General features: G+C 55.8%; 11 protein-coding genes. 9 read left to right on the top strand and 2 right to left on the bottom strand.

Annotation, left to right across the window (positions count from 1 at the left end):
- Window positions 1-157 precede the first annotated feature (157 nt).
- Complete coding sequence (gene yddG / locus INF86_RS20170) at window positions 158-1,036, top strand: aromatic amino acid DMT transporter YddG (RefSeq protein WP_032624206.1); 879 nt, start codon at window positions 158-160, stop codon at window positions 1,034-1,036.
- Between the two features lie 625 nt (window positions 1,037-1,661).
- Window positions 1,662-2,735: a porin OmpC gene (gene ompC / locus INF86_RS20165; RefSeq protein WP_045308155.1), complete on the top strand. Its 1,074-nt coding sequence runs from the start codon at window positions 1,662-1,664 to the stop codon at window positions 2,733-2,735.
- Window positions 2,736-2,779: 44 nt separating this feature from the next.
- On the opposite strand, the gene INF86_RS20160 is transcribed toward ompC, so the two are convergent.
- Window positions 2,780-4,270 (bottom strand): MFS transporter, encoded by a 1,491-nt coding sequence (locus INF86_RS20160; protein ID WP_023306260.1) that lies wholly within the window; start codon window positions 4,268-4,270, stop codon window positions 2,780-2,782.
- A 116-nt stretch (window positions 4,271-4,386) separates the two neighbouring features.
- Between INF86_RS20160 and INF86_RS20155 the strand changes: the two genes are divergently transcribed.
- The 6 genes from INF86_RS20155 (at window position 4,387) to narI (ending at window position 13,279) form a co-directional block, all read left to right on the top strand.
- Window positions 4,387-4,962 (top strand): TetR family transcriptional regulator, encoded by a 576-nt coding sequence (locus tag INF86_RS20155; RefSeq protein ID WP_015570471.1) that lies wholly within the window; start codon window positions 4,387-4,389, stop codon window positions 4,960-4,962.
- 210 nt (window positions 4,963-5,172) lie between these two features.
- Window positions 5,173-6,558: a NarK family nitrate/nitrite MFS transporter gene (locus INF86_RS20150; RefSeq protein WP_058646716.1), complete on the top strand. Its 1,386-nt coding sequence runs from the start codon at window positions 5,173-5,175 to the stop codon at window positions 6,556-6,558.
- A gap of 67 nt (window positions 6,559-6,625) precedes the next feature.
- Entirely contained in the window at window positions 6,626-10,366 is a 3,741-nt protein-coding gene (locus INF86_RS20145) for a nitrate reductase subunit alpha (RefSeq protein WP_023306262.1), read from the top strand.
- Window positions 10,363-11,907 carry a nitrate reductase subunit beta gene (gene narH, locus INF86_RS20140; RefSeq protein ID WP_022648212.1) on the top strand — a complete coding sequence of 515 codons (1,545 nt, stop codon included), beginning with the start codon at window positions 10,363-10,365 and terminating at the stop codon, window positions 11,905-11,907. Before INF86_RS20145 ends, narH begins: the two co-directional genes overlap by 4 nt.
- Window positions 11,907-12,602, top strand: coding sequence for a nitrate reductase molybdenum cofactor assembly chaperone (gene narW, locus INF86_RS20135; protein WP_022648213.1), 696 nt, complete (start codon window positions 11,907-11,909; stop codon window positions 12,600-12,602). The genes narH and narW overlap by 1 nt, the downstream gene beginning before the upstream one ends.
- On the top strand, window positions 12,599-13,279 hold the full coding sequence (gene narI / locus INF86_RS20130) for a respiratory nitrate reductase subunit gamma (protein ID WP_022648214.1): 681 nt from the start codon (window positions 12,599-12,601) through the stop codon (window positions 13,277-13,279). The genes narW and narI overlap by 4 nt, the downstream gene beginning before the upstream one ends.
- A gap of 76 nt (window positions 13,280-13,355) precedes the next feature.
- Here narI and nhoA read toward each other — a convergent pair whose 3' ends face one another.
- On the bottom strand, window positions 13,356-14,201 hold the full coding sequence (gene nhoA / locus INF86_RS20125) for an N-hydroxyarylamine O-acetyltransferase (RefSeq protein ID WP_046621439.1): 846 nt from the start codon (window positions 14,199-14,201) through the stop codon (window positions 13,356-13,358).
- Between the two features lie 105 nt (window positions 14,202-14,306).
- Between nhoA and INF86_RS20120 the strand changes: the two genes are divergently transcribed.
- Window positions 14,307-14,879 carry a flavin reductase family protein gene (locus INF86_RS20120; RefSeq protein ID WP_023300182.1) on the top strand — a complete coding sequence of 191 codons (573 nt, stop codon included), beginning with the start codon at window positions 14,307-14,309 and terminating at the stop codon, window positions 14,877-14,879.
- Window positions 14,880-14,963: the final 84 nt, after the last annotated feature.

Raw genomic sequence — 14,963 nt, 5'->3', positions numbered from 1 at the left:
TGCGTCAAATCAAGGTCGCCGAACTTCGCCCCCTTAATAGTCACCGCCGGTATGATTTATTACTCCTTTCGGGTTAACCGCGAAACAGAAAATTCGCCTGGTGAATGGGTTAGATGCTATAAGTTTACCCTTTGATTTTTATGAGACTGGCAGGGTAATGGACAGAAAAAGAGCAACGCTGATTGGCCTGGTGGCCATACTGCTGTGGAGCACCATGGTGGGTCTCATCCGCAGCGTCAGTGAGGGACTTGGCCCGGTGGGGGGCGCAGCGATGATCTACACCGTCAGCGGATTATTGTGTCTGGCGACGGTAGGTTTCCCTGATATTAAACGGTTTTCGAAAGGCTATCTCATTGCGGGCAGCGTCCTGTTTGTCAGCTATGAAATGTGCCTTGCCCTGTCGCTTGGCTTTGCCGCGACGCGCTCGCAGGCAATTGAGGTGGGCATGGTCAATTATCTCTGGCCAAGCCTGACGATTGTGTTCGCCATTTTGTTCAACGGTCAAAAATCCACCCTGTGGGTGATCCCCGGCTTAGCGATCTCCCTGTTGGGCGTGGGCTGGGTCTTAGGCGGCGAAAACGGGCTGCACGTTCACGACATCATGCTAAACATCGTTTCCAGCCCGCTGAGCTACGGGCTGGCATTTGCCGGTGCCTTTATCTGGGCCGCCTACTGCACCGTCACCAGCAGGTATGCCAGAGGGCAAAATGGCATTACTCTTTTCGTCCTGCTGACCGCCCTGAGCCTGTGGGTCAAATATGCCGTCAGCGATCAGCCCGAAATGGTATTCAGCGTGCCGGTAGTCGTGAAACTGTTGATGTGTGGTGTTGCCCTTGGCTTTGGCTACGCCGCCTGGAACATTGGGATCCTCCACGGTAACGTCACGGTGCTTGCGGCCGTCTCCTACTTCACCCCGGTACTCTCTGCCGCGCTGGCGGCTATTATGCTGAGCTCTCCGCTTTCATTCTCATTCTGGCAAGGGGCATTAATGGTTTGCGCCGGATCATTACTTTGCTGGTATGCCACCCGCAAATAGCATTTTTATTTTTATCGGGCACGAATTATGCCCGGTAAAAATTAACATTATTTTAATATGTGATCACAGTAAAGAATATTATTTATAACATTCGTGTGTATTTCTATTTCTGTATAGAGTATTCACAGAAAGTCAGATCCGTTGTGGAAATTGACATAAACTGACAACGCGTGTAATTAATTCAACCCCAATATTCCCGCGCTATATAGCACATAGTGCAATAGTTTATTTCTGGATGTTTCTTTTAAAAAACAGTTGCAGGCTCCAGGATAAATCCACAAACCACTGTTTTAAAAGTCAATAACGCGCCCCATTCCTTGACATTCTCTGCCAAACCCTTTTATCTCCCTCTAAAAACAAAAACGCATGGCAACTATTTCCAGCCTTATTATCGTGCTTGGTTAATAATCAATTCATGTATATAAATTAACCTTATTGAGCGATTTAAGGGAAATTTATCGGATCAGGATCACACTAATTGAAATTATCTTTAATATTTTGAAACTTATTATTGAAAGCAGTCTACGGAATTTTAAAAATAGTCTGCCATTGACGATAAGCCTCGTTTAAAAATCGCTCAGGTGGCTTAGGAAATACCTAAATAAAATTATAAGGGTTAGTTAAGATGAAACTTAAATTAGTTGCAGTGGCAGTGACTTCCATGTTGGCGGCTGGCGTTGTTAACGCGGCTGAAGTTTTTAACAAAGACGGTAACAAACTGGATCTGTACGGCAAAGTTACTGGTCTGCACTATTTTTCTGATGATGCTGGTAGCGACGGCGACAAAACATACGTTCGTCTGGGCTTCAAAGGTGAAACTCAGATCAACGATCAGCTGACCGGATACGGCCAGTGGGAATATGAGTTCAAGGGCAACCGCTCTGAAGCTCAGGGTTCCGACGGCAACAAAACCCGTCTGGCCTTCGCTGGTCTGAAATTCGATGAATTCGGTTCCTTCGACTACGGTCGTAACTACGGTGTTGCTTATGACATCGGCGCATGGACTGACGTTCTGCCAGAGTTCGGTGGCGATACCTGGACGCAGACTGACGGCTTCATGACCGGTCGTACCACTGGCGTTGCCACCTACCGTAACACCGACTTCTTTGGTCTGGTTGACGGCCTGAACGTGGCTGCCCAGTACCAGGGTAAAAACGACCGTACAGAGATCACCGAATCCAACGGTGACGGCTGGGGTCTGTCTTCTACCTATGAATTCGACGGCTTCGGTGTGGGTGCGACCTACGCGAAATCTGACCGTACTGACCGTCAGGTTCGTGCTGCAAGCAACCTGAACGCCGGTGGCGAAAACGCAGAAGTCTGGGCTGCTGGCCTGAAGTACGATGCGAACAACATCTACCTGGCAACCACCTACTCTGAAACCCGCAACATGACGGCGTTCGGTAGCGGTCACGTTGCCAACAAAGCACAGAACTTCGAAGTTGTGGCTCAGTACCAGTTTGACTTCGGTCTGCGTCCATCCATCGCTTACCTGAAATCCAAAGGTAAAGACATCGGTTCTTATGGCGACCAGGACCTGGTTGAATACGTTGACGTTGGCGCGAGCTACTACTTCAACAAAAACATGTCCACCTACGTTGATTACAAAATCAACCTCGTGGATGACAGCCAGTTCACCAAAGATGCCAAAGTGGCTACCGACAACATCGTGGCTGTAGGTCTGACCTACCAGTTCTAAGAGGTGTTAGTTCAAAAGGCCAGCCCTCGCGGCTGGCCTTTTTTTTACTGCTGCCCTCCGACCTTCGCCAGACTAAACCAGATCCCGATCGCCAGAATCATCAGCATGGCACCCGCACTGCCCAGGGCCACGCTGTGCGAGGTGATGAACGCGGTTTTCGCCGCCGTCATCACCGGCTCGGCCAGTGACGGCGTCAGTTCCTGCGCAACCTTCATCGCTTCACCGATGGACGACGAGGCTTTATCGGTCAGCGACGCGCTCAGCCCCTGCGGCAGTACAATTGACGCCGAAAAGCTGCGGGTTAACAACAGACCGAAAATGGCGATCCCGAGACCAGCGCCCAGCTCGTAGGACATGGTTTCGATCGCGCCTGCCGCGGCCGCTTTCTCTTTCGGCGCGGCAGCCATGATCGCTGACGTCGATGCCAGCAGTGCGCTGGCGGCACTGAAGCCCAGCAGCACCATCAGGCTCCACGCCTGCCACTGTTGGGTGCTGAAATCGAGCGTCGACAGGCCGATAAAACTGATCGCGCTTAGCCCCATGCCTCCGGCCGCGACAATGCGCAGCCCCAGACGCCCGACCAGCACACCCGCGATCGGCCCGCTAAATCCGCTCGCCACCATCACCGGCAGCATAAATATCCCTGCTTCAAACGGCGTAAAACCATGCACGAACTGCAACTCCTGCGCCATCAGCAGTTCAAAGCCCACCAGCGCAATCATGGCGGTCATTGCCATGACCACGCCGCTTAAAATAATGCGATGGCAAAACAGACGCATGTCTATCATTGGCACGCGCGCGCGCAGCTGGATACGGACGAAAATAAACAGCATCACCGCCCCGGTAAGCAGCGTAGAGGCCACCATCCACGGCGACAGCACCCCTTTCAGGGCGGTTTTGGCGCTGTAGACCAGCAGTAAAATGGCGACAATCAGCATAATGGCATGGCTGATATTGAGCGGCTGCTCGGGCCGACCCTGCTGAGCAGGCACAAAGCGCGCAGCAAGCGAAACCACGATCAGCACGATCGGCACGTTAATCAGGAAGACCGAACCCCAGTAAAAGTGCTCCAGCAGCATGCCGCCAATCAGCGGGCCAAACGCCGCGCCGCCCGACCCAACGGCAGCCCAGACGCCAAGGGCGATGTTACGGTGCCGCACGTCAATAAACAGCGTGCGAATCCCTGCAAGCGTAGCCGGAATGATCATCGCTGCGCCAATCGCCAGCGACGCGCGGGCGGCAATCAGCCAGCCCGCGGACGGCGCAAAAGCCGCCGCTAACGATGACAGGCCAAACAGCACGCTGCCGATCATCAGCAGGCGCTTAAAACCTATGCGATCGCCCAGCGCGCCCATCGGCAGCACCATCCCCGCCATCACCAGCGAGTAAATATCAATAATCCACAACAATTCGTTGCCGCTGGCACCCAGCGTCATGCTCAATGTTGGCGCCGCCACGTGCAGCACCGTCGCGTCAATCGCCACCGGGATATACACCAGCACGATAATCACTAACGCTAACCACTGACGAAACATAAATTTCCTTTTCATTTAAAAACTGGACACATGTCCAGATTGCGATCCTACGTAAAGTTGAACACTTGTCCAGCTCTTTGTTACACTCGTTTCGTTGCCATTGAGAGTGAGAAATTATGCGTTATCTGAGCAAGGACGAGCGGCGGGAAGAGATCCTACAGGCCGCAATGCGCGTGGCGCTGACCGAAGGATTCGCTGCGATGACCGTGCGCCGAATCGCTACCGAAGCGGGCGTCGCCACCGGGCAGGTGCATCACCACTTTGCGTCGGCGGGCGAGCTTAAATCGCTGGCGTTTGTCAGGCTGATCCGCGATTTGCTGGATGCTGAAATCGTTGGCGAAAACGCAGGCTGGCGCGAGCGCCTGCATGCCATGCTCGGCAGCGATGACGGCGGGTTTGAGCCCTACATTCGGCTGTGGCGGGAGGCGCAAATTCTCGCCAGCCGGGATAGCGATATCAAAGGCGCCTACGTTTTGACCATGGAGATGTGGCACCAGGAAACGGTCGCAATTATCCGCGCCGGGGCGGAGGCCAACGCCTTTACGCTTGCTGATCAGCCGGAAAATATCGCCTGGCGTTTAATTGGTCTGGTATGTGGCCTGGATGGCATATACGTCTTAAATATGCCTGAAATGGACGACGCGGCATTTAATAAGCATCTGGATAAACTTATCTCCCTCGAATTGTTTTAATACTCCCATCGGAGTATTAATTTCCGCAAAGAGTTACAATTAGTAACACATAAAGCGAACCCTGATTCCCATTCCAAACTCAGGGATTCGCTTTTTTATCTATCCTTTCAGATGTATCCCATAACATCCTATAAATTTCATACGCCACTGACAGATATCTTTCTGTTTTTCCTTCTTTTTTCTCTCCACTTCGGTAAGCAAGAGGGTGATATGTCACATCAAAGCGAGAAGAGTAATCAGCATCTGTTGAGTAACTGGAAACCGGAAAACGCGCAATTTTGGGAGAATAAAGGGAAACATATCGCACGAAGAAACCTGTGGATTTCCGTGGCGTGTTTGCTGCTCGCATTTTGTGTCTGGATGTTGTTTAGCGCTATTGCGGTAAATCTTAATAAGGTCGGATTTAATTTCAGCACCGATCAGCTTTTTATGCTAACGGCATTACCTTCTCTCTCCGGCGCGATATTGCGTGTCCCCTACTCTTTTATGGTACCGATATTTGGCGGACGTTACTGGACCGTGTTAAGTACCGTTATCCTGGTCGTACCCTGTGTCTGGCTTGGGATCGCCATCCAGAATACCGCCACGCCCTATTGGATCTTCATCATCATCGCGCTGCTTTGCGGTTTTGCCGGTGCCAACTTCGCTTCCAGTATGGGAAACATCAGCTTCTTCTTCCCGAAAGCCAGACAGGGCAGCGCACTGGGCATTAACGGCGGGCTGGGTAACCTGGGCGTGAGTGTGATGCAGCTGGTTGCGCCGCTGGTGATTTTCCTGCCGATGTTTACCTTCCTCGGCGTGCACGGCGTACCGCAGGAGGATGGCTCGACGATGTGGCTGGCGAACGCGGCGTGGATCTGGGCGCCGCTGCTGATTCTGGCCACCATTGCGGCGTTTTTTGGCATGAATGACATCGCCAGCTCGAAAGCGTCCATTGCCAGCCAGCTTCCGGTGCTTAAGCGCTTTCATCTCTGGCTGCTGAGCCTGCTTTATCTGGCAACCTTCGGCTCGTTTATCGGTTTCTCGGCAGGCTTTGCCATGCTGTCGAAAACCCAGTTTCCGGACGTTAATATCCTCCACCTCGCCTTCTTTGGCCCACTGATCGGCGCCCTGGCGCGTTCGGCTGGCGGAATGATTTCGGACAGACTGGGCGGCGTAAGGGTGACGCTGATCAACTTCGTCTTTATGGCCATCTTTAGCGCCCTGATTTTCCTGACGCTCCCCGGGTCTGGTTCAGGCAGCTTTATCGCCTTCTATCTGGTCTTTATGGGCCTGTTTCTGACCGCAGGCTTGGGTAGCGGCTCGACCTTCCAGATGATCGCGATTATCTTTCGCCAAATCACCCTCGACCGCGTGAAAAAACAGGGCGGGAGCGATGAACAGGCACAGCATGAAGCGGTGACCGAAACGGCTGCGGCGCTGGGCTTTATCTCTGCCATCGGTGCGGTGGGCGGGTTCTTTATTCCCAAAGCCTTTGGCACCTCCCTGGCGATGACCGGTTCCCCGGTGGGCGCCATGAAAGTCTTCCTCGTGTTTTACATCGTCTGCGTGCTCGTCACCTGGCTGGTGTACGGCCGCAAATCCTCACAAAAATAATAACTACCTCTTCGCCGGAGCGTGATGCCTCACCCTCCGGCCATGTTATCGAAGCAGGAGAAATGTCATGAGCAAACTGTTGGACCGCTTCCGTTACTTCAAAACAAAAGGCGACAGTTTCGCCGATGGGCACGGCCAGGTGTACCACACCAACCGCGACTGGGAGGACAGCTACCGTCAGCGCTGGCAGTTCGACAAGATTGTGCGATCCACCCACGGCGTTAACTGCACCGGCTCCTGTAGCTGGAAGATTTATGTCAAAAATGGCCTGGTGACATGGGAAACCCAGCAGACCGACTACCCGCGTACCCGCCCCGACCTGCCTAACCACGAACCGCGCGGCTGCCCGCGTGGCGCAAGCTACTCCTGGTATCTCTACAGCGCCAACCGTCTCAAGTACCCGCTGGTACGCCGCAGGCTGATCGAACTCTGGCGCGAGGCGCTGGCGCAGCATACCGATCCAGTGCTGGCCTGGGATGCCATTCAGAACGATCCACAGAAAGCGCAAAGCTACAGAAAGGCGCGCGGTAAAGGCGGGTTTATCCGCTCAAACTGGAAAGAGCTTAACCAGCTGATTGCTGCCGCCAACGTCTGGACCATCAAAAACTACGGCCCGGATCGGGTAGCCGGTTTTTCCCCCATCCCGGCCATGTCGATGGTCTCTTATGCCGCCGGTACGCGCTATCTCTCCCTGCTCGGCGGCACCTGCCTGAGCTTCTATGACTGGTACTGCGATCTGCCTCCGGCATCGCCGATGACCTGGGGCGAGCAGACCGACGTGCCGGAATCGGCGGACTGGTACAACTCCAGCTATATCATTGCCTGGGGCTCGAACGTGCCGCAGACGCGTACCCCGGACGCCCACTTCTTTACCGAAGTGCGTTACAAAGGCACCAAGACCGTCGCCATTACGCCGGACTTCTCGGAGGTGGCGAAGCTCAGCGACCAGTGGCTGGCCCCCAAACAGGGTACCGACAGTGCCCTTGCCATGGCGATGGGGCATGTGATCCTCAAAGAGTTCCACCTTGATAACCCGAGCGATTACTTCCTCAACTATTGCCGCCGCTACACCGACATGCCGATGCTGGTCCTGCTGGATGAACAGGCTGACGGTCGCGTGGTGCCGGGCCGCATGCTGCGCGCGTCGGATCTGGCCGACGGGCTGGGTGAAACCAATAATCCGGAGTGGAAAACCATCGCCTTTGACGTCGCCGGAAATCTGGTGGCGCCGAACGGCTCTATCGGTTTCCGCTGGGGCGAAAAAGGCAAATGGAACCTGGAGTCGCTGGCCGCGGGACAGGAGACCGAGCTGACGCTTTCCCTGCTCATCACCCACGACAGTGTGGCAGACGTGGCCTTCCCTTACTTCGGGGGCAACGAGAACCCGCATTTCCGCAGCGTGAAGCAGGAGCCGGTGCTGACGCGCCGCGTACCGAGTAAAACCCTGACGCTGGCCGACGGCAGCCAGAGACGCGTGGTCAGCGTGTACGATCTGGTGCTCGCAAACTACGGCCTCGATCGCGGTCTGGAAGACAGTAACGCGGCGGCAAACTACGCCGAGATCAAAGCCTACACCCCGGCCTGGGGCGAACAAATTACCGGCGTCCCCGCTTACCTGATAGAAAAAATCGCCCGTGAATTTGCCGACACGGCGCACAAAACCCATGGTCGTTCGATGATCATCCTCGGGGCCGGTGTGAACCACTGGTACCACATGGACATGAACTACCGCGGGATGATCAACATGCTGGTCTTCTGCGGCTGCGTCGGGCAAAGCGGCGGCGGCTGGTCGCACTATGTCGGCCAGGAGAAGCTGCGCCCGCAAACCGGCTGGCTGCCGCTGGCCTTCGCACTGGACTGGAACCGTCCGCCGCGCCAGATGAACAGCACCTCTTACTTCTACAACCACGCCAGCCAGTGGCGCTATGAGAAGCTCACCGCACAGGAGCTGCTTTCTCCTCTTGCAGACGCGTCGAAATTCACCGGACATCTGATTGATTTCAACGTCCGCGCCGAGCGCATGGGCTGGCTCCCTTCCGCGCCGCAGCTCAACCTCAACCCGCTGCACGTTAAGGCCCGCGCCGACGCCGCCGGGATGTCGCCGCAGGATTACACCGTGCAGGCGTTAAAATCGGGCGATATTCGCTTTGCCTGCGAACAGCCGGACAACGGCAAGAACCACCCGCGCAACCTGTTTGTCTGGCGTTCTAACCTGCTTGGCTCGTCCGGAAAAGGCCATGAGTACATGCTCAAATACCTGCTTGGCACCGAGAGCGGGATTCAGGGCGAGGATTTAGGCTCAACGGATGATGTCAAACCTGAAGAGGTTGAATGGCAAACCGCCGCCATTGAGGGCAAGTTGGATCTGCTGGTGACGCTCGATTTCCGTATGTCCAGCACCTGCCTGTTCTCCGATATCGTCCTGCCGACCGCCACCTGGTATGAAAAAGACGATATGAATACCTCGGACATGCATCCGTTTATTCACCCGCTCTCTGCCGCCGTTGACCCGGCGTGGGAGTCCCGCAGCGACTGGGAGATCTACAAAGGCATCGCCAAAGTCTTCTCTGAAGTGTGCGTCGGGCATCTCGGCACCGAAACTGACGTGGTGCTACAGCCGCTACAGCATGACTCCCCGGGGGAACTGTCGCAGCCTTTTGATATTCTGGACTGGCGCAAAGGCGAGTGCGATCTCATCCCCGGTAAAACCGCGCCAAACATTGCGGTCGTCGAGCGCAACTATCCGGAAACCTACGAGCGCTTCACTTCTCTCGGTCCGCTGCTGGACAAACTCGGCAACGGCGGAAAAGGCATATCGTGGAACACGCAAAACGAAGTCGATTTCCTCGGCAAGCTCAATTACGTCAAGCTCGACGGCCCGGCCAAAGGCCGACCGCGCATTGAAACCGCCATTGATGCTTCAGAGGTGATCCTCGCTCTTGCGCCGGAAACCAACGGTCAGGTCGCGGTCAAAGCCTGGGAGGCCCTCGGCGAACTGACCGGGCGCGATCACACCCATCTGGCGCTGAACAAAGAAGACGAGAAAATCCGCTTCCGCGATATTCAGGCGCAGCCGCGCAAAATTATCTCCAGCCCAACGTGGTCCGGCCTTGAGAGCGAGCATGTCTCGTATAACGCAGGCTATACCAACGTTCACGAGCTGATCCCGTGGCGCACGATTTCCGGCCGCCAGCAGCTGTATCAGGATCACACCTGGATGCGCGCCTTCGGTGAAAGTCTGGTGGCCTATCGTCCACCGATTGATACCCGCAGCGTCACCCACATGCGCGAGATCCCGCCGAACGGCTTCCCGGAAAAAGCGCTTAACTTCCTGACGCCGCACCAGAAATGGGGCATTCACTCCACCTACAGCGAAAACCTGCTGATGCAGACCCTGTCACGCGGGGGGCCAATCGTCTGGATCAGCGAAACCGACGCGCGCGAGCTGGGGATTGAGGACAACGACTGGATCGAAGCCTTCAACGCCAACGGCGCCCTCACCGCCCGCGCGGTGGTCAGCCAGCGCGTGCCGCCGGGCATGACCATGATGTACCACGCTCAGGAGCGCATTCTGAACATTCCGGGGTCAGAAGTGACCGGACGGCGCGGCGGGATCCACAACTCGGTCACCCGCGTCTGTCCGAAACCGACCCACATGATTGGCGGCTACGCGCAGCTGGCGTACAGCTTTAACTATTACGGCACCGTCGGCTCGAATCGCGACGAGTTCATTATGATCCGCAAAATGAAAAACATTAACTGGCTGGACGGCGAAGGTCGGGATCAGGTTCAGGAGGCGAAAAAATGAAAATACGCTCACAGGTTGGCATGGTACTGAATCTCGATAAATGCATTGGCTGCCACACCTGCTCGGTCACCTGTAAGAACGTCTGGACCGGGCGCGAAGGGATGGAGTATGCGTGGTTTAATAACGTCGAAACCAAACCGGGTATCGGCTATCCGAAAAACTGGGAAGATCAGGATGAGTGGCAAGGTGGATGGATCCGCAGTATTCACGGCAAGCTGACCCCGCGCCTCGGCGGAAAAATGGGCGTCCTGTCGAAAATTTTCGCCAACCCCGTGTTGCCGCAGATTGACGATTACTATGAACCTTTCACCTTCGATTACCAGGATCTGCACCGCGCCCCGGAGGGGGATCACCTCCCTACCGCCCGCCCCCGCTCGCTGATTGACGGTAAGCGGATGGATAAGATCGTCTGGGGACCAAACTGGGAGGAGCTGCTGGGCGGCGAGTTCGAAAAACGCGCCCGCGATCGAAACTTTCAGAAGATCCAGAAAGAGATGTACGGCCAGTTCGAAAACACCTTCATGATGTACCTGCCGCGCCTGTGCGAGCATTGCCTCAACCCGAGCTGCGTCGCCACCTGCCCGAGCGGTGCGATTTACAAACGCGAAGAGGACGGCATTGTGCTGATCGATCAGGACAAATGCCGCGGCTGGCGTCTGTGTATTAGCGGCTGTCCGTACAAGAAAATCTACTTCAACTGGAAAAGCGGCAAGTCAGAGAAGTGCATCTTCTGCTATCCGCGCATCGAGTCCGGCCAGCCGACCGTCTGCTCAGAAACCTGCGTTGGACGCATCCGCTACCTTGGCGTGCTGTTGTATGACGCGGACCGTATTGAAGAGGCGGCCAGCACCGAGCATGAAACCGATCTGTATGAGCGCCAGTGCGACGTGTTCCTTAACCCGAACGATCCGGCGGTGATTGAAGAAGCCCTGAAGCAGGGCATCCCGCAGAACGTCATCGACGCAGCGCAGCGTTCCCCGGTTTACAAAATGGCGATGGACTGGAAGCTCGCCCTGCCGCTGCATCCGGAATACCGCACCCTGCCGATGGTCTGGTATGTGCCGCCGCTGTCACCGATTCAGTCCTACGCGGACGCGGGTGGTCTGCCGCAGAGCGACGGTGTACTGCCTGCGGTCGAAAGCCTGCGCATCCCGGTGCAATACCTGGCAAATATGCTCAGCGCGGGCGATACCGGCCCGGTGCTGCGCGCTCTGAAGCGCATGATGGCGATGCGCCACTACAAACGCTCCCAGACCGTGGAAGGCGTGACCGATACCCGCGCCATTGAGGAAGTGGGCCTGACCGAAGCGCAGGTTGAGGAGATGTACCGCTATCTGGCCATCGCTAACTACGAAGACCGCTTCGTGATCCCGACCAGCCACCGCGAAATGGCGCGCGACGCCTTCCCGGAGAAAAACGGCTGCGGCTTCACCTTCGGTGACGGCTGTCACGGCTCCGACACCAAATTCAACCTTTTCAACAGCAGCCGCATCGACGCGATCAACATTACCGAGGTGCGCGATCACGGGGAGGGAGAATAATGCAGATCCTTAAAATCATCGCGCTACTGATTGAGTATCCCGATGAGCTGCTTTGGGATAACCGTGAAGAAGCGCTTTCCCTGGTGGAACAGGATGCGCCCATGCTACTGCCGTTTGCGCAGCAGCACCTGAGCGCCCCGCTGCTGGATAAGCAGGCCGAATGGTGTGAAGTTTTCGAGCGGGGGCGCGCGACTTCACTACTGCTGTTCGAGCACGTTCACGCCGAGTCCCGCGATCGCGGTCAGGCGATGGTCGACCTGATGAGCCAGTATGAGAAAGCCGGGCTGGAGCTGGATTGCCGCGAGCTGCCGGACTATCTGCCGCTCTATCTGGAATATCTCAGTATCGTCAGCGACGACGAGGCGCGTGAAGGGCTGCAAAACGTCGCGCCTATACTGGCGCTGATTGGAGGCCGCCTGAAACAGCGCGAGGTAGCGCATTACCAGCTGTTTGACGCCCTGCTGTCGCTGGCGGAAACACGGCTTTCCAGCGACAGCGTGGCGAAACAGGTATCCGGTGAAAAACGGGATGATACCCGTCAGGCGCTGGACGCCGTGTGGGAAGAGGAACAGGTCAAGTTTATCGAAGACAACGCCACATCGTGCGACAGTTCGCCGATGCAGCAATATCAACGACGCTTTAGCCAGGACGTCGCGCCGCAGTACGTGGACGTCAGCGCCGGAGGCCCAAAATGACTCATTACCTGAACGTGTTTTTCTATGACATTTATCCGTACATCTGCGCCACCGTCTTCTTCCTCGGCAGTTGGTTGCGCTACGACTATGGGCAGTACACCTGGCGGGCGTCATCAAGCCAGATGCTCAGCAAGCGCGGGATGAACTGGGCTTCGAACCTGTTTCATATTGGGATTCTGGGGATCTTCTTCGGGCACCTGTTCGGCATGTTAACCCCGCACTGGATGTACGCCTGGTTTTTACCCGTCGCGGTTAAACAGCAGTTAGCCATGATTGCGGGAGGTATTTGCGGGGTGCTGACGCTGATCGGTGGGTCGATGCTTTTGATCCGACGCCTGTTCAACCAGCGGGTGCGCGCCACGTCCACCACGCCGGATATTATCATCATGAGTATCCTGCTGCTTCAGTGCATCCTTGGGCTGTCGACCATTCCTTTCTCCGCTCAGTACCCTGACGGAAGCGAGATGATGAAGCTGGTCGGCTGGGCGCAGGGTATCGTCACGTTTAAGGGCGGCTCGTCGGAAATGCTGAGCGGCGTCGCGCCGATCTTCCGCGTGCATCTGGTGCTGGGGATGACGATCTTCCTCATCTTCCCGTTCACCCGCCTGGTGCACGTGTGGAGCGCGCCGTTTGAGTACTTCACGCGTCGGTATCAGGTGGTAAGATCGCGCCGTTGATTTGTCGGGTGGCGGCTACGCCTTACCCGACCTACGTATACTCCCGTAGGCCCGGAAAGGCGTAGCCGCCACCGGGCTATTTCCCCGCCTGCGGATGCGTATCAAACCCCGCCATCACGGCCGTCAGCTCTGCCAGCGTAAAGCCGTGCTTCGGGTCATCAACGCCCAGGCCAAACCGCTCCTGCATCAGCTTATATAGCGCCTCCGCATCCGGCAAATGGATCTGCTCCTCCACATGACCGTTCTGCCAGTGGGTAAAATTAAAGTTGGTCAGCGTCAGCTTGCCCCCGTCCGGCAGGTGGCGACACATCAGCAGGTGATGACGAAAATGGGACTGAGGCCAGTGCGCCGACCAGAAGTTACCCATCACGTAATCGTTGAAGTACTGCGTCCCCAGGTCAAATTGGTACATTGACTGCCAGTGCTCGTGATGGCGGAATTGCAGTACCCAGTCGTTACCCTCGCTCAGCAAACGATAGCACCCGTGCGGGGTTTCCTGCTCCTCGTTGGCGATCAAACGAATCGGCGCCGTCAGCGTTTGTCCGCCAAATCCTACATCAGCGATCCAGCGCTCGCCGTTCAGCTCAACCAGCAGCAACCGGTGCGTGCGCGGCGGCATCTGCGACGGATTCGCCAGCACAACCCGCCCCAGCACGCTGCGTACCGTAAACCCAACTTCGCGCAACACCCGTTCAAACAGGCCATTTTGCTCGAAGCAATATCCCCCCCGACGCGCGGTGACCAGTTTATCCACCAGACACCCGTCGTCCAAATGGATTTCCCGCGGCAAAACGACGTCAATATTTTCAAAAGGGATCGCGCAGTTATGGTGTAAATGGAGCCCCCGCAGGGTATCGATATTAACCTGTACGGGCTGCTGCCAGCCCGTGCGGGCAAAATAAGCACTCAGAAATGGGGACATGATTTGCTCCATGATGTGATATCCCCTGTTTATAAACTATTTTCCCTTATGCATATGCGCAAAAGTGCTTTTTCGGCATACTCATCGTGTACATGAGGAGATCCTATGAGCCACTTTCGTCCTGTTGAATTACGTCATGCCAGCCGTCTTCTGAATCACGGTCCAACCGTGCTCATCACCAGCCGGGATGAGACCATCGATCGTCGCAACGTCATGGCCGCCGCATGGTCTATGCCGGTGGAATTTGAACCCCCGCGTATCGCGATCGTGGTAGACAAAAGCGCGTGGTCACGGGAGTTGATCGAACGCAGCGGGAAATTCGGCATTGTGATCCCCGGCGTGGCGGCAGCCAACTGGACCTGGGCGGTCGGCAGCGTCAGCGGGCGCGACGAGGATAAATTTAACTGCTACGGGATCCCGGTTATTCATGGCCCTGAGCTTGGTCTGCCGGTTATAGAAGAGAAATGTCTGGCGTGGATGGAGTGTCGGTTATTACCTGTCACTTCTGCGGCCGAGAAATATGACACCCTGTTTGGCGAAGTGGTTTCCGCCGCGGCAGATGAACGCGCATTTGTCGCCGGACGCTGGCAGTTTGACGGGGATAAGCTGAATACGCTGCATCATCTGGGGGCCGGGACGTTTGTGACGAGTGGGAAGATGGTGAAGGCGCTGGATTGATTTTTTAATTATACCCATCTGAATTATATAAAATTTCTATGGCATTTTATGTTTATCATAACGATGTTAAACGGAGGATATTTC

It is taken from the genome of Enterobacter cloacae complex sp. I1M (assembly GCF_014982425.1).
GTDB lineage: Bacteria > Pseudomonadota > Gammaproteobacteria > Enterobacterales > Enterobacteriaceae > Enterobacter > Enterobacter intestinihominis.
This window is presented reverse-complemented; position numbering and strand designations above follow the sequence as displayed.

Coding starts and splice junctions, on each gene's coding strand:
- yddG (WP_032624206.1), top strand. CDS start 158: ATGGACAGAAAAAGAGCAACGCTGATTGGCCTGGTGGCCATACTGCTG.
- ompC (WP_045308155.1), top strand. CDS start 1,662: ATGAAACTTAAATTAGTTGCAGTGGCAGTGACTTCCATGTTGGCGGCT.
- INF86_RS20160 (WP_023306260.1), bottom strand. CDS start 4,270: ATGTTTCGTCAGTGGTTAGCGTTAGTGATTATCGTGCTGGTGTATATC.
- INF86_RS20155 (WP_015570471.1), top strand. CDS start 4,387: ATGCGTTATCTGAGCAAGGACGAGCGGCGGGAAGAGATCCTACAGGCC.
- INF86_RS20150 (WP_058646716.1), top strand. CDS start 5,173: ATGTCACATCAAAGCGAGAAGAGTAATCAGCATCTGTTGAGTAACTGG.
- INF86_RS20145 (WP_023306262.1), top strand. CDS start 6,626: ATGAGCAAACTGTTGGACCGCTTCCGTTACTTCAAAACAAAAGGCGAC.
- narH (WP_022648212.1), top strand. CDS start 10,363: ATGAAAATACGCTCACAGGTTGGCATGGTACTGAATCTCGATAAATGC.
- narW (WP_022648213.1), top strand. CDS start 11,907: ATGCAGATCCTTAAAATCATCGCGCTACTGATTGAGTATCCCGATGAG.
- narI (WP_022648214.1), top strand. CDS start 12,599: ATGACTCATTACCTGAACGTGTTTTTCTATGACATTTATCCGTACATC.
- nhoA (WP_046621439.1), bottom strand. CDS start 14,201: ATGTCCCCATTTCTGAGTGCTTATTTTGCCCGCACGGGCTGGCAGCAG.
- INF86_RS20120 (WP_023300182.1), top strand. CDS start 14,307: ATGAGCCACTTTCGTCCTGTTGAATTACGTCATGCCAGCCGTCTTCTG.